The sequence below is a fragment of the Actinophytocola sp. genome, from assembly GCF_036402745.1.
Taxonomy (GTDB): domain Bacteria; phylum Actinomycetota; class Actinomycetes; order Mycobacteriales; family Pseudonocardiaceae; genus Actinophytocola.
Genome location: NZ_DASWSJ010000030.1, coordinates 1 through 21955, shown reverse-complemented (window position 1 = coordinate 21955; position 21955 = coordinate 1). Strand labels below are relative to the sequence as shown.

At 71.7% G+C, this 21955-nt stretch carries 19 protein-coding genes and 1 pseudogene; 11 read left to right on the top strand and 9 right to left on the bottom strand.

The genetic code is table 11. The annotated features are described in order from the left end of the window. Positions 1-36: 36 nt before the first annotated feature. The 3 genes from VGD70_RS02445 to VGD70_RS02435 all read right to left on the bottom strand — a co-directional run bounded on the left by VGD70_RS02445 (position 37) and on the right by VGD70_RS02435 (position 2709). Positions 37-1503, bottom strand: a complete 1467-nt coding sequence (locus VGD70_RS02445) for a CYTH and CHAD domain-containing protein (protein ID WP_331077632.1) — start codon at positions 1501-1503, stop codon at positions 37-39. 81 nt (positions 1504-1584) lie between these two features. Then, positions 1585-2034: a L,D-transpeptidase gene (locus VGD70_RS02440; protein WP_331077631.1), complete on the bottom strand. Its 450-nt coding sequence runs from the start codon at positions 2032-2034 to the stop codon at positions 1585-1587. A gap of 78 nt (positions 2035-2112) precedes the next feature. Further along, a complete protein-coding gene (locus VGD70_RS02435) occupies positions 2113-2709 on the bottom strand; it encodes a TetR/AcrR family transcriptional regulator (protein ID WP_331077630.1) in 597 nt (198 codons plus the stop codon). 43 nt (positions 2710-2752) lie between these two features. Here VGD70_RS02435 and VGD70_RS02430 point away from each other — a divergent pair, with 43 nt between their 5' ends. Genes VGD70_RS02430 through VGD70_RS02420 form a run of 3 tightly spaced genes read left to right on the top strand, consistent with a single transcriptional unit; the run spans position 2753 to position 5524 of the window. Then, the gene (locus VGD70_RS02430; RefSeq protein WP_331077628.1) at positions 2753-3889 is read left to right on the top strand and encodes an acetyl-CoA C-acetyltransferase; all 1137 of its coding nucleotides are present in this window, start codon (positions 2753-2755) and stop codon (positions 3887-3889) included. A gap of 49 nt (positions 3890-3938) precedes the next feature. After that, entirely contained in the window at positions 3939-4700 is a 762-nt protein-coding gene (locus VGD70_RS02425; protein ID WP_331077626.1) for an SDR family oxidoreductase, read from the top strand. Continuing rightward, positions 4697-5524, top strand: a complete 828-nt coding sequence (locus VGD70_RS02420; RefSeq protein ID WP_331077624.1) for an SDR family oxidoreductase — start codon at positions 4697-4699, stop codon at positions 5522-5524. The genes VGD70_RS02425 and VGD70_RS02420 overlap by 4 nt, the downstream gene beginning before the upstream one ends. Here the strand turns inward: VGD70_RS02420 and VGD70_RS02415 are convergent. Beyond that, entirely contained in the window at positions 5521-6120 is a 600-nt protein-coding gene (locus VGD70_RS02415) for a nitroreductase family protein (protein ID WP_331077622.1), read from the bottom strand. The two genes, VGD70_RS02420 and VGD70_RS02415, sit on opposite strands and share 4 nt — an antisense overlap. Continuing rightward, positions 6120-7502: a hypothetical protein gene (locus VGD70_RS02410; RefSeq protein WP_331077620.1), complete on the bottom strand. Its 1383-nt coding sequence runs from the start codon at positions 7500-7502 to the stop codon at positions 6120-6122. Before VGD70_RS02410 ends, VGD70_RS02415 begins: the two co-directional genes overlap by 1 nt. A 143-nt stretch (positions 7503-7645) precedes the next feature. Between VGD70_RS02410 and VGD70_RS02405 the strand changes: the two genes are divergently transcribed. From VGD70_RS02405 to VGD70_RS02395, 3 genes are all read left to right on the top strand, one after another. Next, entirely contained in the window at positions 7646-8911 is a 1266-nt protein-coding gene (locus VGD70_RS02405) for an aspartate kinase (RefSeq protein WP_331077618.1), read from the top strand. After that, entirely contained in the window at positions 8911-9987 is a 1077-nt protein-coding gene (locus tag VGD70_RS02400; RefSeq protein ID WP_331077616.1) for an aspartate-semialdehyde dehydrogenase, read from the top strand. The genes VGD70_RS02405 and VGD70_RS02400 overlap by 1 nt, the downstream gene beginning before the upstream one ends. A gap of 215 nt (positions 9988-10202) precedes the next feature. Continuing rightward, the gene (locus VGD70_RS02395; RefSeq protein WP_331077614.1) at positions 10203-11492 is read left to right on the top strand and encodes a diguanylate cyclase; all 1290 of its coding nucleotides are present in this window, start codon (positions 10203-10205) and stop codon (positions 11490-11492) included. A gap of 73 nt (positions 11493-11565) precedes the next feature. Here VGD70_RS02395 and VGD70_RS02390 read toward each other — a convergent pair whose 3' ends face one another. After that, positions 11566-12753 (bottom strand): MFS transporter, encoded by a 1188-nt coding sequence (locus tag VGD70_RS02390; RefSeq protein ID WP_331077613.1) that lies wholly within the window; start codon positions 12751-12753, stop codon positions 11566-11568. A 128-nt stretch (positions 12754-12881) separates the two neighbouring features. On the opposite strand from VGD70_RS02390, the pseudogene VGD70_RS02385 reads away from it, so the two are divergent. Then, positions 12882-13196, top strand: a pseudogene (locus VGD70_RS02385) (catalase); the annotation flags it as partial. 417 nt (positions 13197-13613) lie between these two features. After that, positions 13614-14336 (top strand): hypothetical protein, encoded by a 723-nt coding sequence (locus VGD70_RS02380; RefSeq protein ID WP_331077612.1) that lies wholly within the window; start codon positions 13614-13616, stop codon positions 14334-14336. A gap of 91 nt (positions 14337-14427) precedes the next feature. Here VGD70_RS02380 and VGD70_RS02375 read toward each other — a convergent pair whose 3' ends face one another. Further along, positions 14428-15447, bottom strand: a complete 1020-nt coding sequence (locus VGD70_RS02375) for an alpha/beta hydrolase (protein WP_331077667.1) — start codon at positions 15445-15447, stop codon at positions 14428-14430. A gap of 252 nt (positions 15448-15699) precedes the next feature. Between VGD70_RS02375 and VGD70_RS02370 the strand changes: the two genes are divergently transcribed. After that, positions 15700-16269 (top strand): NADPH-dependent FMN reductase, encoded by a 570-nt coding sequence (locus VGD70_RS02370; RefSeq protein WP_414637875.1) that lies wholly within the window; start codon positions 15700-15702, stop codon positions 16267-16269. 58 nt (positions 16270-16327) lie between these two features. Beyond that, complete coding sequence (locus VGD70_RS02365; RefSeq protein WP_331077610.1) at positions 16328-16807, top strand: DNA starvation/stationary phase protection protein; 480 nt, start codon at positions 16328-16330, stop codon at positions 16805-16807. Between the two features lie 49 nt (positions 16808-16856). Here the strand turns inward: VGD70_RS02365 and VGD70_RS02360 are convergent, their stop codons facing one another. Beyond that, positions 16857-18716 (bottom strand): prolyl oligopeptidase family serine peptidase, encoded by a 1860-nt coding sequence (locus VGD70_RS02360; RefSeq protein ID WP_331077608.1) that lies wholly within the window; start codon positions 18714-18716, stop codon positions 16857-16859. 68 nt (positions 18717-18784) lie between these two features. Here VGD70_RS02360 and VGD70_RS02355 point away from each other — a divergent pair, with 68 nt between their 5' ends. Further along, positions 18785-19324 (top strand): hemerythrin domain-containing protein, encoded by a 540-nt coding sequence (locus VGD70_RS02355; protein WP_331077606.1) that lies wholly within the window; start codon positions 18785-18787, stop codon positions 19322-19324. A gap of 287 nt (positions 19325-19611) precedes the next feature. Here VGD70_RS02355 and VGD70_RS02350 read toward each other — a convergent pair whose 3' ends face one another. Then, positions 19612-20451, bottom strand: coding sequence for a hypothetical protein (locus VGD70_RS02350; protein ID WP_331077605.1), 840 nt, complete (start codon positions 20449-20451; stop codon positions 19612-19614). Positions 20452-21955 lie beyond the last annotated feature (1504 nt).

Sequence of the window (21955 nt, the reverse complement as noted above, 5' to 3'; positions counted from 1 at the left end):
AGGCGCCGTATCCCACCCGGCCGGGTGACCGCCGCGTCAGCCCAGCCACGCTCGGTGTTTGCGCGCCTCGAGCTTGGCCCAGGTCTTGCCGAACCGGGCCGCGGCCTCGTCGGCGCGCCGCTGCGCCCGCTCGTGCAGCAACCCGAACGTGAAGCCGTTCTCGCCGGCCAGGTGCGCCTGCACCCCCAGCCCCCGCAGCACCGGCCGGACCACCACGCTGTCGTGGTGCTCGCCGAGCACCCGGGTGACCTCCTTCGCGCGCTTGCGGGTCCGGTCGGCCGGCTTGCCCACCACCGGCACGGCGACCTCGGCCGCGTACCGCAACCGCTTGGCCGCCTTCCGCACGCCGTGCAGGGCCTCGTCGGAGCCGTCGAGCGAGCGCACCCGGCGCGCGGTCCGGCGGTAGGTGTCGCGCACGTGCTTCGGCAGCTCCTTCTTCGCCGGCCTGGCGGCCCGGCCGGTGAACGGCGGGTCCGCCACGAGCCGGTCCAGCTGGTCGAGTACCCGCAGGTACCGGTCGGCGCCCAGGGTCTGCTGCACGGTCTGCCGCGCCTCGGCCCGAGCGGGCGAGAAGTGACGGGTCAGCCGGGCCGCGACCGGGCCCAGGACGAGGTCGTCCGGCAGCTCGGCGACGGCGCGCTCGAGATCGGCCTCCATCACCTCGAGGTCGCGGGCCGGTCCGAGCTGCCCGCCGAGCCACTTGAGCTCGAAGCGCAGCCGGTCGACCCGCTCGCGGTCGAGCAGCGTGCGGTAGGCGCGCAGGACACTGCGCAGCCGGCGCGTCGCCACCCGCATCTGATGCACGGCGTCCGGCGTGTCGCGCCGGGCCAGCAGGTCGTGCCGCACCAACGCGTCGACCTGCGCGGACAGGTACGCGCCGAGCTGCTCGCCGGCCGCGCGGCCCGGCCGGCCCTCCCGGGCGGGGCGCAGCACGCGGGCCAGCTTCGAGCCGTACTTCGCCGGCCGCAGTCCCGCCTTGAGCAGTTCGCGCTCGGCGCGGTCGAGGAGGGCGTCGTCGGCGTCGTCGGCCAGCTCGACCTCGAGCTCGCGCCACTTGTCCTTTGTGGACGAACTGAGGTTCTCGGCCTCGACGCGGTCGTCGGTGAGCTCGGCGAGCACCGCGCCGGAGTTGTCGACCAGCTGCCAGGTGGCCCGGTGGGTGACGATGCGGGCGACCGGCTCCAGCGGCACACCCCGGGTGTATCCCTTGGTGAGCTCGACCAGCTCGGCCGGCGGCATGTTGGAGTCGCCGAGCGGGAAGTGGAGCTCCTCGCGCGTGTCGGCGCCCTTCGGGATCTTGAGGTGCCAGCCCGCGTCCTTGCCGCCGGTGCGCTTGCGCAGCGTGAGGCCGGCGCGGATGAGGCGCAGGTCCACGGTGTCGTAGTACACGGCCTCGAGCGTCTCGTCGCGCGGCCCGACCGACGTGGCGAGCTCGGCGAGGGAGGGGAGTTGGCTGTCCGGGGGAAGCTCGTACTTCCGCTCGCGTTCGGTGTGGGTGCGCATGGGAGATGCCTACCCGATCCGGTGACCCGACAAACGGCGACGGGGCCGGCGGCACCGGCCCCGTCACGTGCGGTCGTCTCCTTACGGCACGACCGTCACGACGTTGCCCGGCTCCAGGGTGTGGAAGAACTTCCTGGCGGCCGCGGGGGAGAGGTGGACGCAGCCGTGCGACGGCACCGACAGGCTCCCCTCGTGGAACGCGATGCCGCTGTCGGTGAAGAACACCGAGTACGGCATCGGGCCGTTGTAGGCCTGGCTCCAGTGATCGACGTCCTCCCAGATCACCCGGAACGAGCCGGCCGGCGTCTCGTAGCCCGGGCGCCCGGAGGTGATCGGCACGGCCCCGTACGTGACGTGGCCGTTCTTGTCCATGATCCAGGCCTGGTTCGCGCTCAGATCGATGCACGCCGCCGTCTCACCACCACACGGTGCCGGTGACGCCTGCGCCGTGGCCGGTGCCGCGAACAATGCCGCCGCACCCGTCGCCACCGCGGCGGCGGCGACTCCCGCGATCTTCCGCGGCTTTCCCATGTCGGCCCTCCCATCCGCCCGCTCGTGCGGGCTCGTGTTCGGTGCTGCTGACCGAGGGTTACCCCACGGTGACGCGGTTCAATCACCCACGGTGAGGCCGTCGAGGATCAGCGCGAGGTACTGGCCGGCGAGCTCGTCGGCCGACATGCGACCGTCCTGGCGGAACCAGCGCACGGTCACCCAGACGGAGTCGCGCAGAAACCGGTAGGTGACAAGGGGATCCAGGTCGGGGCGGAACTCGCCCGCCTCGACCCCGTCGCGCAGGACGGTGATCCAGATCCGGCGGACCTCCTCCTCGGCCTTGGTCAGGTAGGCGAAGCGGGGGAGCGTGCGGAGGTAGTTGCGCTCGTTCTGGAGGACGGTGATGGCCGCCCGGTGTTCGGACAGTGACCGGAACGAGGCAAGGGTGAGCTCACGCAGCGTGGTCCTCGGCGAGGCGTCGGCCGCGACGATGGCGCGGTAGGTGTTGAGCAGCTCCTCGAGGTAGCTCGACAGGAGCTCGTCGAGGATCGTCTCCTTGGAGTCGAAGTGGTGGTAGAGGCTGCCGGACAGGACGCCGGCGGCGTCGCCGATGTGCCGGACCGTGGTGGCCCGGTAGCCCTGCTCGGCGAACAGCTCGGCGGCGATCTGCACCAGCGCGTCGCGCCGCTGCGAGGGCTTCTTGGTCGCTGTCATGTTCCCTCTCCACACCCAAGCGCTAGCTTGGTAGCCTACCAGCGTGGCTGACGCGTACCTCGTCGACGCGGTTCGCACGCCGGTCGGCCGGCGCGGCGGTGGTCTCGCCGCGGTCCACCCGGCGGACCTCGGCGCGCACGTGCTGCGGGCGCTGTTCTCCCGGGTCTCGCTGGACCCGGCCGTCGTCGACGACGTGATCTTCGGGTGCGTGGACACGATCGGGCCGCAGGCCGGGGACGTCGCGCGCACGTGCTGGCTCGCCGCCGGGCTGCCCTCGGAGGTGCCCGGGGTGACCGTCGACCGGCAGTGCGGGTCCTCGCAGCAGGCGGTGCACTTTGCGGCGCAGGCGGTGATGTCGGGGACGGCCGACGTGGTGGTGGCCGGTGGGGTGCAGAACATGAGCGCGATCCCGATCTCGGCGGCCATGCTCGCCGGGCAGGCGTACGGCTTCCCGGACCCGTTCACGACGTCGTCGGGGTGGCTCGCCCGGTACGGCGACCAGGAGATCTCGCAGTTCCGCGGGGCGGAGCTGATCGCCGCCAAGTGGGGGATCTCGCGGCTGGAGATGGAGGAGTTCGCGCTGCGGAGCCATTCCCTGGCCGCGGCCGCGTCGTTCGCGCGCGAGCTCACGCCGGTCGGCCCGGTCGAGGCCGACGAGTGCCCGCGTTCGACGTCGCTGGAGAAGATGGCCGCGCTGGCGCCGTTGCTGCCGGACGGCCGGCTCACCGCGGCGCTGGCGAGCCAGATCTCCGACGGGGCGGCGGCGTTGCTGGTGGTGTCGTCGCGGGCGTTGCGCCGCTACGGGCTCACGCCGCGGGCGCGGGTGCACCACCTCAGCGCGCGCGGGGGCGACCCGGTGATCATGCTGGACGCGCCGATCGCGGCGACGTCCCACGCGCTGCGGCGGTGCGGGCTGTCCATCGCGGACCTCGACCTCGTGGAGATCAACGAGGCGTTCGCGAGCGTGGTGCTGGCGTGGGAGCGGGAGACCGGCGTCGACCCGGCGCGGGTGAACGTGTCGGGCGGGGCGATCGCGCTGGGCCACCCGCTGGGTGCGACGGGCGCGCGGCTGATGACGACGTTGCTGAACAACCTCGAGCGGACCGGCGGCCGGTACGGCCTGCAGACGATGTGCGAGGGCGGCGGCCAGGCCAACGTGACCATCTTGGAGCGCCTGTGAGCGGGAGCGACAGAGCGTCCGCCGCCATGACGCGGAGTGGAGCGACCCCATGAACACCGTGAGCTTCGCTGGTCAGGTTGTGCTCGTGACCGGTGGGTCGCGCGGTGTCGGACTCGGCATCGTGCGGGGCTTTCTCGCCGCCGGGGCCTCCGTGGTGACCTGCGGCCGGGCCGAGACCGCCGACGTTCCCGCGCGGTACCTCCGCGCCGACGTCCGCGATGTGTCCCAAGTGGACGTTCTGGTGTCCACGGTGGTCGCCGAGTTCGGGCGGCTCGACGTGGTGGTCAACAACGCCGGTGGGGCGCCGCCCGCCGAGGCCGCCACGGCGTCGCCGCGGTTGCACGAGAAGATCGTCGCGCTCAACCTTCTCGCGCCGCTGCACGTGTCCCAGCGGGCGAACGCCGTGATGCAGCAACAGGACCCGGGCGGCGTGATCGTGATGATCGGCAGCGTCTCCGGCACCCGCCCGTCGCCGGGGACCGCGGCCTACGGCGCGGCGAAGGCGGGCCTGGCGAACCTCGCGACGAGCCTGGCCGTGGAGTGGGCGCCGAAGGTCCGGGTGAACACGGTGGTCGTCGGGCCGGTCGACACGGAGTTGTCCCACCTGCACTACGGCGACGCCGACGGGGTGGCCGCGGTCGGCGCGACGATCCCGGCCGGCCGCATGGCGACGCCGGCCGACGTGGCGCAGGCGTGCCTGTTCCTGGCGTCGCCGGCGGCGGAGTTCGTCAGCGGCAGCACGCTCACCGTCCACGGCGGCGGCGAACGGCCCGCGTTCCTGGCCGCCTCGAACGCGGCGCAGCCTCGATGAGCTGCGCGGGCCGCGTGGTGGCGGTGACCGGCGCCGGGCAGGGCATCGGCCGGGCGCACGCGCTGGAGTTCGCCCGCCAGGGTGCCCGCGTGGTGGTCAACGACCTGGCCGAGGCGTCGTCGGTGGCCGCGGAGATCGGCGCCGCGGCCGTGGCCCACGCCGCCGACGTGTCCACATGGGACGGTGCGGCCTCGCTCGTCGAGACGGCGGTGTCCACGTTCGGCCGGCTGGACGTGCTGGTGAACAACGCCGGCATCGTGCGCGACCGCATGCTGGTCTCGACGTCCGAGGCCGAGTGGGACGACGTGGTGCGGGTGCACCTGAAGGCCCACTTCCTGACCCTGCGCCACGCCGCCGCCCACTGGCGAGCCGCCGCGAAGTCCGGCGAGCCGGTCGACGCCCGGGTGATCAACACGAGCTCCGGCGCGGGCCTGTGGGGCAGCGTGGGCCAGGCCAACTACGCGGCGGCGAAGGCCGGCATCCTCGGCCTGACCCTCGTGGCCGCGGCGGAGCTGTCCCGCTACGGCGTGACGGTCAACGCGATCGCCCCGTCGGCCCGCACCCGCATGACCGAGGACCTGTTCCCCGACCTGCCCGGACCGCAGGACGTGGCCCCGCTGGTGGTGTGGCTGGGCAGCCCCGGGTCCCGCCACGTGACCGGCCGGCTCTTCGAGGTCGAGGGCGGCAGGCTCACGGTCGTCACCGGCCACACCCGGGGCCCCACGACGGACAACGGCACCCGCTGGGACCCCGCCGACGTGGGCAAGGCCGTCGACGACCTGCTGGCGAAGACCCCGGACCCGACCCCGGTCTACGGCGCCTAGAACGCGGAGTTGCCCCACTCGCCGGTGAAGGCGATCTCGGCCAGCGGCTTGCGGCGGCGCGGTGCGAGCTCGCGCTCGCGGCGGTCGTCGTCGAGCAGGTCCGGTGAGCCGAGGGTGCCCACGGCCACCACCACCAGCGGCTCCACGTTCGCGGGCAGGGAGAAGACGAGCTTCGCGCCTTCCTTGTCGAACCCGCCCATCTGGTGGGCCACGACGCCCTCGGCCACGGCCTGGAGGACGAGGTTCTCCGTCGCCAGGCCCGCGCCGTACGCCGGCATCGGCAGCGCGCCCTTCTCGTTCGTGGTGACCATGCAGCACAGCATCAGCACCGCCGCCGGCCAGGCCCAGCCCTTGTTGCGCTGGGAGAGCAGCCCGAAGATCCGCGGGTAGGTCTCGTCCCCGCGCCGGCCGACCAGGTACCGCGCCGGCTGGGTGTTGCCGTTGGACGGCGCCCACCGCGCGGCCTCGAGCATCGCCCGCAACGCGACGTCGCTGACCTGGCCGTTCGGGTCCAGCGCCCGGGGGCTCCAGCGCGCGGCGATGATCGGGTGGACCGCCACGCTGGTCTCGGCGTCCTTCGACAGATCGTTGGTCATCAGATCGCGTATCCCCACGAGGTGATCGAGTAGGCGCCGAACCAGGAGCTGGCCACGACGAGCCCGCACAGCGCCAGCACCGCCGTCGACGGCTTCCGTCTGGCCAGGGCCAACGCTATCGGGATGAGCAGCGTGAACGCGGGGATCATCAGCCGCGCCTTGGAGTTCATCAGGCCGTTCGCGCACAGGTCCATCGCCAGCACGCCGGCGGCGAACACCAGCAGCGGCCACTCGACCCGCCGCACCAAGCCGACGACCAGCAGCACCACCGCGACGACGATCAGGCCGACCGTGGTGACCTCCAGCACCGACCGCGCGTCGGCCAGCGCCTCGAGGCTGAACCTCACCGTGGCCGCGCCGCCGTCGAAGCCCGTGCCCCACCCGCGTTCCTGCAGCGCGAACCAGCCGTCCCACGCACCGGTCTGCGCGCCGACCCACGCGAGGTAGCCGACGAGCCCGACCGGCGCGATGACCCCGCCGACCCACGGCCGCCAGCCGTCCCGCCGCCTGACGATGGCCACCAGCACCGCGAGCCCGACCGCGAGGATCAGCGCCGCGCCGGTCGAGCGCACGAGCCCCGCGGCCGCGCAGCACACGCCGGCGAGGAGCCACCGCCTCTCCAGCACGCCGACCAGCGACCACGCCGCGAGCGCGCAGAACATCGCCTCCGAGTAGGCCATCGACAGGACGATCGACATCGGCGTGGCGGCGAACAGGGCGACGAGGATCAGCCCGGTCCGCGTCGAGCCGCCGCGGATGTGCCGGCCGAGCCGCGCGAGCGCGTAGGAACACGCGACCCCGGCGACGATCGTCACCGTGAAGGCGGCGGTGACCAGGCCGATCCCGCCGCCCCCGTCGAACCCGGCGACCCACCGCACGACGGTCGGGTAGCCGGGGAAGAACGCGAGCGGCGTCTCGGCGTCGCGCTGCCCGAACGCGTCGACCAGGCTCGCCGGCACCCCGGCGTACCCGCCCTCGGCGATGGCGAGGAACCACTGCCCGTCCCAGGACCGCAGAGCCTCGGTGACCGACCGCCCGGTGGCGGCCGCCATCCAGGTGAGGACGAGCAGCCCGAACTCCCGGATCCCGAGAAAGATCAGCGCGGGCGCGAGCAACTCCCCGGCCCACCGCACGGTCCACCTCGGCGCCGCAGGCGGCTCGCCCGGCTCGGCAGGTGGCTCGGCGCGCTCGGCAGGTGGTTCGGCGGGCGCGCCGGACGACTCGGCCGGCGAGGTGGGTGGCTCGCCCGGTGCTGTGGCCGGCTCGGCCGGCGAGGCGGGCTCGGCCGTGGTTGAGGGGTCAGCTGAGAAGCTGGCCTCGGCCGTGGGTTCGGCGGCGGACTCCTCCTCGGAGTCGGCGCGGGTGACGTCCGTCGCAGACACCCCGATCCTTTCCCTGCTCCTCTGCTCGGTCGTTACAGACTAGGGCGCGCATCCGCGCACGTGGCGGCGGCCACACGCGTGACGGAATCAACTGGCCAACTCCGTTAGGCTCGCCTTGGTCGGTCTGAGGAGGGTTCGGACAAGTGGCGCTCGTGGTCCAGAAGTACGGCGGTTCCTCGCTGGAGAACGCGGACCGGATCAAGCGGGTGGCCGAGCGGATCGTCAAGACTCGCAAGGCCGGCAACGACGTGGTCGTGGTGTGCTCGGCGATGGGCGACACCACCGACGAGCTGCTCGACCTGGCGCAGCGGGTCAACCCGGTGCCGCCGGAGCGCGAGATGGACATGCTGCTCACCGCCGGCGAGCGGATCTCCAACTCGCTGGTGGCGATGGCCATCAGCGCTCTCGGCGCGGAGGCCCTGTCGTTCACCGGCTCGCAGGCCGGCGTCATCACCGACTCCACGCACGGCAAGGCACGCATCATCGACGTCACGCCCAGCCGCGTGCAGCAGGCGCTCGACGACGGGTTCATCTGCCTCGTCGCCGGCTTCCAGGGCGTGAGCCAGGACACGAAGGACATCACGACCCTCGGCCGGGGCGGCTCCGACACCACCGCCGTCGCGCTGGCCGCGGCGCTCAACGCGGACGTGTGCGAGATCTACACGGACGTGGACGGCGTCTACACCGCGGACCCACGGATCGTGACCAACGCCAGACGCCTCGACCGGGTGCCCTACGAGGAGATGCTCGAGATGGCCGCGTCCGGCGCCAAGGTGCTGATGCTGCGCTGCGTCGAGTACGCCCGCCGCTACGGCGTCCCGATCCACGTCCGCTCGTCGTACACCAACAAGCCGGGCACGATCGTGTCCGGCTCAGTGGAGGACATTCCCGTGGAACAGGCGATGATCACCGGCGTCGCGCACGATCGGTCCGAGGCCAAGGTCACCGTGACCGGCGTGCCCGACCAGGCCGGCGTCGCGGCGCGCATCTTCCGGGTCGTGGCCGACGCCGAGATCGACATCGACATGGTGCTGCAGAACGTGTCGAGCACGGTGTCCGGCCGTACGGACATCACGTTCACGCTGTCGAAGGACAACGGCCCCACCGCCGTGGGCGCGCTCGAGAAGATCAAGGAAGAGCTCGGCTTCACCGCGGTGCTCTACGACGACCACGTGGGCAAGGTCTCGCTCGTCGGCGCCGGCATGCGCTCGCACCCCGGTGTCACGGCCACGTTCTGCGAGGCGCTGGCCAAGGCGGGGGTCAACATCGAGATCATCAACACCTCCGAGATCCGGATCTCCGTGCTGATCCGCGACACCGAGCTCGACGAGGCCGTGCGCGCGATCCACGAGGCGTTCGACCTCGGCGGCGACGAGGTGGCCACCGTGTACGCGGGGAGTGGTCGCTGATGGCCGCGGCCGAGCGCAAGCCCTGCCTCGCGCTCGTCGGCGCCACCGGAGCGGTCGGCTCGGTGATGATCGAGATCCTGAACGAGCGGCCGGAGTGGCCGTGGGGCGAGGTGCGGCTCGTCGCGTCGCCGCGCTCGGCCGGTCGCCGGCTGACCGTGCGCGGCGCCGAGGTCACCGTGCTCGCGCTGGCGCCGGAGGTGTTCGACGGCGTCGACGTCGCCATGTTCGACGTGCCGGACGAGGTCTCCGCCGAGTGGGCGCCGGTCGCGGCGGCACGCGGGGCGGTCGTCGTGGACAACTCCGGCGCGTTCCGCATGGACGACGACGTGCCGCTGGTGGTGCCCGAGGTCAACCTCGACATGGCGTCGACGCGGCCGCGCGGGATCATCGCCAACCCGAACTGCACGACGCTGTCGATGATGGCCGCGCTGGGCGCGCTGCACCACCGGTTCGGCCTGCGCGAGCTGGTGGTGGCGTCCTACCAGGCGGTGTCGGGCGCCGGGGTGGCCGGCGTCGAGCGCCTGTACGCGGAGATCGCCGCGGTGGCGGGCAAGCAGGTCGGCGTGCGCGCCGGCGACGTGCGCGAGGCTGTCGAGGCGGCCGGACTGTCCATTGCGGACTCCCCGTTCCCGGCGCCGCTGGCGTTGAACGTCGTGCCGTCCGCGGGCTCGTACAAGGGCGACGGCTGGTTCTCCGAGGAGCTGAAGGTCCGCAACGAGTCGCGGAAGATCCTGGGCATCCCGGACCTGCGGGTGTCGGCGACGTGCGTCCGGGTCCCGGTGGTCACCACCCACTCGCTGGCCGTCCACGCCACGTTCGCCTCGCCCGTGTCGGTCGCCGCGGCGCACGAGGTGTTCGCCGCCCAGCCGTCGGTGGTGCTGGTCGACGACCCGGCGGCGGGCGAGTTCCCGATGCCGGCCGACGTGGTCGGCAACGACCCGACGTACGTGGGCCGGATCCGCCAGGCGCTGGACTTCCCGAACACGCTGGACTTCTTCGTGTGCGGGGACAACCTGCGCAAGGGCGCGGCGCTGAACACCTACGAGATCGCCGAGGCGCTGGCCGCCCAGGTCTGACCGGCTCAAGCGCGGGCCGGCCGCTCCCGGCTCTGCGCCGCGGAGCCGGGCAGGAGCACGCGGAAGCCCAGGAGCTGTACGACATCCATTACGCCGACAGCCAGATCTGGTCCGCGCGATAGTCACTTGCCGGGCCGGCAAGCGGTGCGCGGCGCGCTGGCCGGGGCGGGAGGGCGCGGGCATACTTGTGCTCTCTCGCACCGACCGGAGCTGTTGTGCACGTTCAGCGACGACCGCTCGTCGTCCGGCCGGCGCACTGGGCGCTGCGGGGCGCGCCGCGTGGCGTCGTGCCGTACTACCTCGGCACCGAACTGGTCGCCGTCCTCCTCCTGGCGCTCACGTTTCCCGTGACCACCACCGCGGCCGACTGGGCGCGGTTCGGCGCGCTGCTCGTCGTCGGGGTGGTGCAGGCGGAGATGTCGCTCGGCACCGAGCGGGTGCGGCTGTACCTGTCGACCATGCCGCACATCAACATGACGTCGGTGTGGATCTTCAGCGGCGCCGTCGTGCTGCCGCCGGAGCTGGCCGTGCTGCTGACCGTGCTCATCTACGGGCACCTGTGGCTGCGCGTGTGGCGGCCGATCCAGAACCGCCCGGCGTACCGGATCCCGTTCTCGACGGCGACGATCATCCTGTCGTGCCTGATGGTGTCGGCGGTGCCGAGCTGGTTCGGCATGACCGGCGCGCGCCCCGCGGACTGGGAGAACGCGCGGGCACTGCTCGCGATCGGCGTCGCCGCGTTGCTGTACACCACTGTCAACGGCGTGCTGATCGCGATCGGGGTGAAGCTGCACAGCCCGGCGCGGCCGTTCGTCACGTTGTTCGGCACGCGGTCGGAGAACGCGCTCGAGTTCGGCACGCTGAGCCTGGGCGGCGCGACCGCGGCAGTGGTGGTGATGCATCCGCTGCTGGTGGCGCTGATGCTGTTGCCGGTGGTGGTGCTGCACCGGTGCGTGCTGATGCGCCAGCTGGAGGAGATGGCCGCGCAGGACTCGAAGACCGGCCTGCTGACCGACCTCGAGTGGAAGAACCGGCTGACCACCGAGCTCGCGCGCACCGAGCGGACGCGGGACCCGTTCGGCGTGCTGATCATCGACCTGGACAACTTCAAGCGCGTCAACGACACCTACGGCCACATCGCCGGCGACGCCGTCCTGCGCGCGGTGGCCGACGCCATCCGCGGCGAGCTGCGGGCCTACGACGCGGTGGGCCGGTGGGGCGGCGAGGAGTTCGCGGTGCTGCTGCCCGAGATCACCGAGCAGGGCTCCCGCGACGTTGCCGAACGCATCCGCGGCGCCGTGGCCCGGCTGAGCCTGACGGTGGCGATCGACGAGCAGCAGACGGTGATCTCCGGCCTGTCGGGGTCGGTCGGCGTGGCCGCCTACCCATCGGCCGGCTCCTCGGTGGAACGCCTGGTGCACGCCGCCGACACGGCGATGTACCAGGCCAAACGCAACGGCCGCAACGCGGTCGTGAGCTACGCCGACCTCACCGCCACCAGCTGACTCTGCCGGTGCCGATGCCGAGGCCGCGAACGCGACCTGTGGACAGTGTGGATCCCGCCTGTGGACAACCCCCTCAGACCGGCGTGGTGACCAGCGCGGTGCGCCGCTGGCGGGCGATGAGCACGGCCGCCACCCCCGCGACAACGACCCCGCCCACGCCGGCCAGCGCGAAGCCCCACCCCGGTGACGAGTGGTCGACCACGAAGCCCACGAGCGGCGCGCCGGCCGCCGAGCCCAGGGTGAACGCGGAGGACTGCATGCCGGTGGCCTCGCCGCGGGCCGCCGCCGGGGCCAGCCGGCTGACCTCCTCGCCCGTGGCCGCGATGGTGGGGGCGCACAGGGCAGACGCCGGTACCAACGCCACCGCCAGCAGCCACCACTCGCCGGCCAGGAGTCCGATCGGGACGGTGAGCAGGCCCAGCCACGCCATCAGCGTGACCTGGCTCGGCGAGCGGCGCAGCGCCCCGTAGACCAGCCCGCCGGCGGCGGAGACCGCCGACCACACGACCACCACGAAGCCGGTGTACGCGAGCTCCTCGTTCTCCCGCAGCTGCGCCACGATGGCCACCTCGGTGCCCGCCAGGATGAACACCGCGCCCGCCCCGATGACCAGCACCGCGACCATCCGCGGCGTGAGCCACGTGCGCCGCGGCACCCGCTCGCCGGTGGCCGCGGCGTTCTCCTCCTGGCTGCGGACCGCCGGGTTGACGACGAGCAACGCCGCGCCGACCACCACGATGCCGATGGCCATGGCCAGCATCGCCGTGGTGGTGGCGAACTGGGTGGCCAGCAGCACGGCCGCGGCCGGGCCGACCATGAACGACAGCTCCGTGGACACCGAGTCCATCGAGTAGGCCGTGCGCCGCAGCTCCGGCGGCACGAGCGCGGCGATGGCCTGCCGGCCGATGGACATGGCCGGCAGCACCAGCAGCCCGCCGGCGAAGCCCGCCACCAGCAGCAGCGGGTACGGCAGGTACCGCGCGAACAGCCAGAACGTGGCCTCCCCGAGCGTGGTGACGACCACCATCGGGCGTAAGCCGTAGCGGTCGACGACCCGGCCCATGACGGGTGCGCCCAGCGCGATGCCGATGGTGGCCACCGCCCCCGCGGTGCCCGCCGCGCCGTAGCCGTGCCCGAGGCCGACCGCGACGTGCAGCGTGAGCACCATGCCCGCGGCCGACAGCGGGATGCGGGCGAAGAACACCAGCACCATCAGGGTGCGCACGCCGGGCAGCGCGAGCGTTCGGCGGTAAAGCTGCATGGTTGATCTGACCTCTCGTGGACCGTCTGCGGCAACCAAGTTACGACCGCCCACCGACAATCACGCGAAGGTTTTCTTGACTGACTCCAGAAAAGGTGATGGTGTGGGGTCACGATGAACAACCGGACGTGACTCGGCCGACCACGGACAACATCGGCATCCCGGTCGCCAGCGACGACGACTCGCTGACCCTCGGCACCAACGGCCCCATCCTGCTCCAGGACCGCTACCTGATCGAGAAGAACGCGCAGGTCGACCGCGAGCGCGTGCCGGAGCGGGTCGTGCACGCCAAGGGCGGCGGCGCGTTCGGCTTCCTCGAGCTCACCGAGGATGTCAGCCGGTTCACCGAGGCCGCTGTCCTCCAGCCGGGCACCCGCACCGACAGTGCGGTCCGGTTCTCCACGGTCGCCGGCGAGCTGGACACCCCGCACACCTGGCGCAATGTCGACAAGGCCATCGGCGACAAGGTCGCGGGCGCGTTCGACGGCTGACCGGCTCGCCGCCGATCGCCTGATCAGCGGCAAGAAATGGCGACCGGGCCGCTTCCGATCGAGAGGGGGCCTTGTCGTGGGGTCAAGCAGGCACACCGGGGTGGCGCGCGTAAATCCTCCACACGGGTTGTTCGGCGGCTCGATCGTGTCACTGGTGTCGCACCGTTTTCGCTGGTCACCGAGAGGGTGGTAACCGGTCGTTGCCTTGGTCACCCTTTTGAGGCGGGCCGAACCGCCTGCTCGGCCGTATTTATTCACGCATTGCTAATCGATTATCTAATCCGCGTCCGTTCTGTCTGGCGCGGCCGGGCTTCTGCGGTAACCATGTTTTCCGGAGGGAGTTTCAACACCCTAAGGAGAAGTCCGCGAATGAACGTCAGACTTATTCGCTTCGTCGCCGGACTGGCGGCCGCAGCGATGGTTTCCGTGCTCGGCGCGGGTATGGCCAACGCGTCGACAACCGACCAGATCGAGTCCCGGATCGAGAACGCGGCCACCGCGCAGACAACGCACACGGCCGGTGAGTACCTGCAGCAGCTGCACCACTACCTCGAGGCGGCCGTGTCCGCCGACGACGTCGCCGCGGTCCAGGCGGCGGTCGCCCACCTGCGCCCCGTGCTCGGTGTCGTGGCCAAGGCCCCGACCGAGCGGGCGGCGCTGGTGCTGAACGATCGGGTGGACGCCAAGGCCGCTCAGGTCGAGCGGGACCTGCCCGGCCTGACCCTGCTGGCCCCGATCACCGGACTGGTGACGTCGCTGCTCACGACGTTGCTGGACCTGGTGTCGAGCCTGCTGGGCGGCCTGCCGGTGCCACTGCCGCTGCCGGTGCCGGAGCTGCCCGGCGTGCCGCTGCCCAACCTGCCGGGCGTGCCGGCGCCGGAGGTCCCGGGCGTGCCGGGCGTGCCCAGTGTGCCGGGAGTGCCCAGTGTGCCGAGCGTGCCCGGAGTGCCGGGCGTGCCCGACGTGCCCGCGCCCGGGGGCGGCGCCCCCGTGCCGGTTCCCCCGGTGCCGGGCGTGCCGGTTCCCCCGGTGCCGGACGTGCCGGTTCCTCCGGTCCCGGCTCCGAACGCGCCGCTGCCCGCGGTGCCGTGACCGAATTGATGTAGCGGCAATTCACGAGACCGCGGTAATCCGTCGAGGGGTGTGGATTACCGCGGTCTCGTTCCGCATTTCTTCGGAATGGTTATGCGGTGGGCCGGAAAATGTCGACGACATTTGCCCGGGAGCGCAGCGCGAGGCCCGTACGCAGGGCGCCGGCGGCTTCCGAGACCGCTTCGCGAAATCGTGTGCCGAGGCTGATGAACGTCGTGAAACCGTGCATCAGGTCGTCGTGCTGGCGCTTGACCACCGGCACGCCGGCGTCGCGCAGCCGGTCGGCGAACGCGTTGCCCTCGTCGCGCAGCGGGTCGAACCCGGCGGTCGCGAGGTAGGTCGGCGGCAGCCCGCGCAGGTCGTCGGCGAGCAGCACGGCGACCCGCGGGTCGGTGCGGCTCTCGACGTCGGGGCAGTAGTGGTCGATGAACCAGGTCATGTCGTCGTCGGTGAGGAAGAAGCCGTCGGCGAACAGGTCCCGCGAGCGGCGGCGCACCGACGGGTCGGTGGCCGGGTAGAACAGCAGCTGGAAGACCGGGCGCGGCCCACCGCCGCGGACCGTGTCGAGGCTGACCACGATCGCGAGGTTGCCGCCCGCGCTGTCCCCGCCCACGGCGATCGCCGCCGGGTCCGCGCCGAGCGCCTCGGCGTGCTCGACGGCGTAGCGGTACGCGGCCACCGCGTCGTCGGCGGCGACCGGGAACGGGTACTCCGGGGCGAGCCGGTAACCCACCGAGAGCACCCGCAGGTTGGCCTGCTTGGCCAGGTAGCGGCAGAGGCCGTCGTGGGTGTCGAGGCTGCCGACGACCCAGCCGCCGCCGTGGTAGTAGACCAGCAGCGGCGAGCCCGCGGGGAGGTCCGGGGGCTCGTACAGGCGCGCCGGCATCGTGCCGTCGGCGGTCGGGAGGTTGAGGTTGCGGGTGCGCACGCCGGACACGATCGGGCCGCCGAGCATGGTGCGGCCGGCCTCGAGCCGGGTGCGGGCGGCGGCCGCGGTGCCTCCCGTGAGGTTGATGTCGCTCAGCGCCACCATGCGCAGGAGGAGCTGGGCGTCGAGGGCCAGCTCGAGGCCGTCGCGGCGGACCGGCGGGCCGGCGATGACCCGGCGCATCGGCTGCGGGAGGGCGAACACCGCGTGCAGCGCGGCACCCTGAACCGACAGTGGAATCTTGCGCACGACACTCCCTCGCAGGCTCGGTTGTGCCGCTCGCGGTCGCCCAGTGTCGATTATTCGCTCGCCAGCTCGCTCATTGGCACTTGACATCGACGTCCTCCCCGCTCGCACGAGGTGAGGCTATACACCAAGGCCGTGATTCGGGGTATCCCGCGCTACGGTGCCCCCCACCGTGTCACCCGATGGGGAATGATCGGGGTTGTGACGGTCAACGTGGTGGGTATCGGCGGATCCCTGCGCACCGACTCGCAGTCCGAGCGGGCGCTGCGCATCGCGCTCGACGGAGCCGCGCAGGCCGGGGCGAAGACCACCCTCGTGTCCGGTGCGGACCTGGTACTGCCGTTCTACGACCCGGCCGAGCCCGACCGCTCGCCGGTGGCCCGCCGGCTGGTCGACGAGCTGCGTGCGGCCGACGGCGTGGTGCTGGTGTCGCCGGGCTACCACGGCACGGTGTCCGGCCTGGTCAAGAACGCCCTGGACTACGTCGAGGACCTGCGGGAGGACCTCCGCCCGTACCTCGACGGCCGCGCGGTGGGCTGCGTGGCGACCGCCCAGGGCTGGCAGGCGGCGGTCACCACGCTGACGTCGCTGCGCTCGATCGTGCACGCGCTGCGTGGCTGGCCCACTCCGCTGGGGGCCGCGGTGAACTCCGCCCAGGTGAAGTTCGGTCCCGACGGCGACTGCTCGGACGCCAAGGTCACGGCCACGCTGCGCACTATCGGCTTACAGGTCGTGGAGTTCGCCACAGCGCGCGTGTGACGGGCAGGGATGCGGGTACGCCGGGCGTTGGAATGAGCGGATCCGCGAGGAGGACGTAATGACCAAATCTCCGATCAGCAGCCCGCTCGGCGACGGCGACCGCGAGGCCACCGGGGCCGTTCTGCAGGCCACCCTGGTCGACCTCATCAACCTGTCCCTGATCGCCAAGCAGGCACACTGGAACGTCGTCGGCCCGAACTTCCGCAGCGCGCACCTCCAGCTCGACGAGCTGGTCGACGCCGCACGGCAGTACGTGGACGACGTCGCCGAACGAGCCAACGCGATCGGCATCTCGCCGAACGGCAAGGCGAAGACGATCGTCGCGAGCTCGGGCATCCCCGACTACCCCGACAACTGGCAGTCGGTCGAGGCCACGGTCGCCGCGATCGTCGAGATCCTCGGCGCGCTGATCGCGCGGCTGCGCAAGGGCATCGACGAGACCGACAAGTCCGACCTGGTCACCCAGGACATGCTGATCGGGATCACGGCGAACCTCGAGAAGCAGCACTGGATGTGGCAGGCCCAGACCGCCAGGTGAGTGCCCCGAACGGCGCCTCCCGGACAACCCGGAAGGCGCCGTTCGGTGTCTAGAGGCCCAGCGCCCGGCGGACGAAGTGGACCTCGATGGCGATCTGCTTGATCGTCTCCGCCACCACCAGCGAGCCGTGCCCGGCGTCGTAGCGGTACACCTCGTAGGCCGCGTGCCGCACGGCCAGCCGCTCGAGGTAGTTCTCGATCTGCTGGATCGGGCAGCGCGGGTCGTTCTCCCCGGCCACCACCAGCACCGGCGCACGGACCTGGTCGACGTAGGTGATCGGCGAGCACTCGACGTAGCGCTCGGGCACCTCGTCCGGCGAGCCGCCGAACAACGCCCGGTCGAACGCGCGCAGCGGCTCCATCTCGTCGGCGTAGGCGGCCAGGTAGTCGGCAACCGGCACGCCCGCGATGCCCGCCGCCCACAGCTGCGGCTGCGTGCCCAGCGCGAGCAGGCTCAGGTACCCGCCCCACGACGCGCCGTTGACCACGCACCGCGCCGGGTCGGCCAGGCCCTTCTCCACCGCCCACGCGTGCACGGCCGCGACGTCGGCGAGCTCGGTGAGCCCCGGCCGGCCCTCGATCGCGTCGCGCCACGCCGAGCCGTAGCCCGTGGAGCCGCGGTAGTTCACGTGCACCACGGCGAACCCGGCGTCCAGCCACACCGCGCGGTAGGCGGAGAACCGGTCCTCGTCGGCCGAGTGCGGGCCGCCGTGCAGGGTGAAGATCGTGGGCAGCGGGCCGTCCGGCGCGCCCGCCGGGCGCGCGTAGAGCGCGTGCACGTTGCCGATGCCCTCGGCCGGCACGAACACGTCGGTGAGCTCGGCCGACGGCGGCGCCTTGTGGCCGGGCGGCTCGAGCAGCACCTGCTCGGTCCCGTCGGAGTACTGCGCCCGCACGACCGGCGGCCGCGCGGCGTTGGACCACGCGTACTCGACGGTGCCGTCCGGGCGCACCGCCGCCGCCCCGATCGTCCCGTTGGGAGTGTCCAACTGGGACAGACGACCGGTGGCGAGGTCGTAGCGGTGCAACGTGTTGCGTGCCTCGTGGGTGTGCACGACGACGATGGCCGAGCCGTCGGGGTACCAGTCGGCGGTGACCTCGCCGGGCAGGTCGAGCGCGATCTCGGTCTCGGTGTCCGTGGCGAGGTCCCAGACCAGCAGCTCCTCGCGGCCGTGCCGCTCGTGCAGGACGAGCAGCCGCTGGTCGCCCTGGACGGGGCTGAACGCGATGGCGTCGAGGCCCTTGCCCTTGCCGTCCCACTTCTCGGCGACCGTGGACCCGTCGGCGACCGACAGCACGCGCAGCGCCGGGTGCCTGTTGTCGCCGTGCTCGGAGTGTTCGATCGCGAGCAGCGTCTCGTCGCGGGAGAGCGCGGCCACCCCGCCGTCGTGCTCGTCGCGGTAGACGACCCGCGCGGTACCGCCGTCGTGCGACACGAAGACCGTGGTGCCGGCGTCGTTGGAGACGCCGACCGCGCTGACCGTGCGGCCGATCTCGATGCCGGCCGGGTAGCCGAGCTCGCTGCCGGGCATGGCCGGCCCGGGCGCCTCGCCGGACGGGCGGCCGGCGAACAGCTCGTTGACCCAGGTGCCCAACTCGTTGCCGTCTGAGTCGGCGAACCACCAGATGTGCTCGCCGTCCGGGCCGATCGCGGCGTAGGAGGTGCCGTTGGGCCGGTCGGTGACCTGCCGGTGGGTGCCGGTGGCCCGGTCCCAGGCGTAGACCTCCCAGACCCCGCTGGAGTTCGACAGGTACAGGTTGCGGTCGGGCGCGTCGTGCGCCCACCTCGGCAGCGACACGCGTGCGGCGGTGAACCGGTCGCGCCAGCGGGCCTCCGCCTCGGCGTCGGCGAAGAGGGCGTCGGGGACCTCGGCCATGGGGTGCTTGCTCACTCCTCGATCCTGCCTCATGACCGCCCGATCGTGTTGTGCCGTCGTTGGATCGGCCGACTGTGGCTACGGCCGGTAGAACTGTCCGTATGAACCATGCCGTCGACGTACACCGACCGGTCTCGGGCGACGTGCTCGATCTGATCCTGGACGACCACCGTCTGTTCGAGGAGCTGCTGCGCAACCTGCGGGACGCGAGCGCCGACCGGCCCGCGGTCCGCGACGCGCTGGCCGCCGTGCTCGTGGCGCACGCGGAGGCGGAGGAGAAGTTCGTGTATCCCAAGCTGCGCAACAGATCGGCGGTCGGCGCCCACGAGGCCGAGCACGGCTCCGAGGAGCACGCGGAGGGGCACGAGGCGCTGCTGGCGGTGCTGGAGCTGAAGGGGACGGACACCCAGGCCTTCGACGACGCGGTGGAGAAGCTGTCGCAGGTGCTCTACCACCACCTCGTGGAGGAGGAGCTGACGATCCTCAACCCGGCTCGCTCGTCGCTCGGCTCCCGGGCCCGCGCCGATCTCGGTGACGCGTTTCTCACGGAGCGCAACCGCCAGATCGACGCGAACTGCGGCACGCTAACGAACGTGCGCGCGCTGGTGGCCCGCAGCAAGCGCGAGGGGAAGCTGGACTGACATGTCCGGCCTCGTGGCCCTTCGCTTCAACGAGTGCATCACCGCGGCCGACCTCGCGGGTCTGGCCGCGCTGATGTCGGCGGACCACCGGTTCGTCGACATCGAGGGCAACGTGTTCTCCGCCGTCGTTCCCCGGCCCGGCGGGGTCGTTCTCGTCGGCCGCTCGGAGTGTCCTGGCCACGAGGTGCTGACCGGGCCGGGCCCTGTGGACAGCCACTGTTGCCGGGGACGAGGTGACCGAGTGGCGGGTCCACGAGGACACCCCGCGGACCCGCCGTGCGCTCGGGCTAGCAGCTGACCAGCAGGCCGGTGAGGGCTGAGCAGGTCTTGCTGGCGCGGTCGTTGGCCGCGTCGGGGTCGGCCGGGGTGCTCTGCTGGCGCTGGGCCGTCGTGGTGAACGGCCCGAGGGCGAGGAGCCCGGCGTTGGTGGCGAACTTGACTGTCTTCGTCTGGCCGTTGTTCAGCTGCGCGATGTCGCAGGTGACGGTGCGCGTGTTGGGCGTGCGGGTGCAGCTCGTCGACCCGGCCCATTGGAGCCCGGCCGCGTAGGTGGCCACGAGCCGGACGGCGGTGGCGTCCCCGGGCCCCCGGTTGGTGACGGTGACCGAGTACTCGACGCGCCCGGTGAGCAGTCCGCGCGGGGCGGTGATGCCGACGCCGAGGTCGGCGGCCTGCGGGGTGCCGGTGATGGTGAGGATGGGCCCGTTCACGGCTGGGAAGGCGAAGCTCTCGCCGTCGAGCTGGTGGCGCAGCTGGGTGGGTCCGGGCTGGGCGTCGTCCTTCACGCGCAGGGTCCAGACCACGGTCTTGGTGGCGCCGGGCGCGAGGTCGCCGACGTAGGCGCGCAGGCCGTCGGCGTTGGGCCCGCAGGAGAAGATGCTGTTGGTGCAGGACACGATGTCGACGAGGTCGACGAGCCCGTAGAGGGTTGGCATCCCGCCGACGAGGGTGCTGTCGTTGGGGTTGTAGACGTCCTGGGCGATGGTGAAGGTGTCGCCCTGATGGACGGTGGTGGCGCTGACCGAGATGGCACTGGGATCGGGCGGCGCAGCCGCAGCGGCGGAAGGCACCGCAACCAGGACGACGCCGACCATCAAGCCGACGGTGGCCTTACGAGGCAGCCTCATGACGCACTCCAAGCGATCGCGGAAGAAGCCGACCCCCGCGCCGGCAAGAAGCAGACGGTTGCTAACTCGCCGCAACGACCCACTCCGTTACGTAACAACCACCGAAACCCGAAATTTCACCCACCCGCCCACCCCGGACCCGACCCAGAGAAACCCCACCGACACCGAAGAAACCCGCCGAGGGGCCGGGAGATGTGGGGGGACGAGGGGCAGGCGGAGAAGCGCCGATCACGAGCCGGGAAACAGGCTGGGGAGAACGGCCAGCGAGCAGGCTTCGAGACAGCGCTTGCCAGGCGACGGTGCGGAGTGACGCAGGCAGCCAGGCCGGAAGGCGAATGCCGGGAGAGAGTGGAAGGCGGGGAGAGCGTAGGGCGCAGCGGAAGGGCCAGGAAGCCTGAGCTGGGAATGCCGACCAGACGGGGCAAGCCGGAAAGACTGAACAGCGAGGCTTAACAGGGAACGCCAGTTGGGAAGCCGGGATTGGGAACAGGGTTGGGAAAACCGGGATGAAGCCCCCCTCGAAGCCCCGAGCGCGAGACGGCATGGCACAAAAGAAAGACTAAGAGACTCCGGAGAAGGGAACAGGAAGCCTGTCGGTAGGAAAACCCCAACCCGAGAACCCGCACCAGAGAAGCCCAACCGAGGCGACAACCGAAGAGCCCTACCGGGAATCCCAACGGGAGAGCCCACCGGGAACCCCAAACGGCAACACAATGTGGGAACGCGAACCGGGAAGACCCTGCGGGAACCCCAACGCGAACCCAAACGCGAAGCCCAGCCACAAAGCCCACGAGAAAACGCGAAGAGGAAAGGCCGGAGGGACGAGGGCCGACAGGGAACGCCGACATGGAACGCCGACGAAGGGAGGCCGACAGGAAAGGCCGACGAGGGAAGGTCGACGCAGGGAAGGCCCGACGAGGGGAGCGACGAGGGGAGGCCCCGGGGGAAGGGCCGAGAAGGCGGCGGGGCGAAGGCGACGCAGGGAAGGCAGCGGGGGGAGGGCGGCGCGGGGAAGGCGGCGAGGGGAAGGGCGGCGAGGATGACTGCTGGAGGACCACCGCGGGTGATGACCGCGAGGAGAAGCCCGCGAGGAGAGAAGCCCGCGAGAGAACACACGGCGATGGCGGAGGACGCGAAGATCGAGGAAAGGCCCGACCGAGGACTGTCCAAACGGGACGGCAGAGCCGAGAGACGACACCGACGATGGTCGAAGATGGAGCACCGAAAAGCCCGCCACACAAGCGAAAAAACAAACCAGCCCAGTCCCGAGCCGAACCCGCCCACAAACGAAGCGAAGCGAGTGAAACGAAAGCAAGCGAAACGAAGCGAAGCGAGTAAACGAAGGCTGGTCCAGACGAATCGTGCCCAGCGCCGGGTCGAAAGGAGCTCGCACCGTGGGGGTCTGGGGGGTCGCCCCCCAGGGCTGATGACGACCAATCCCAGTCTGCGCTTTCCGCAGACAAGGATGGCCCAGATTGGTCGGGGTGACAGGATTTGAACCTGC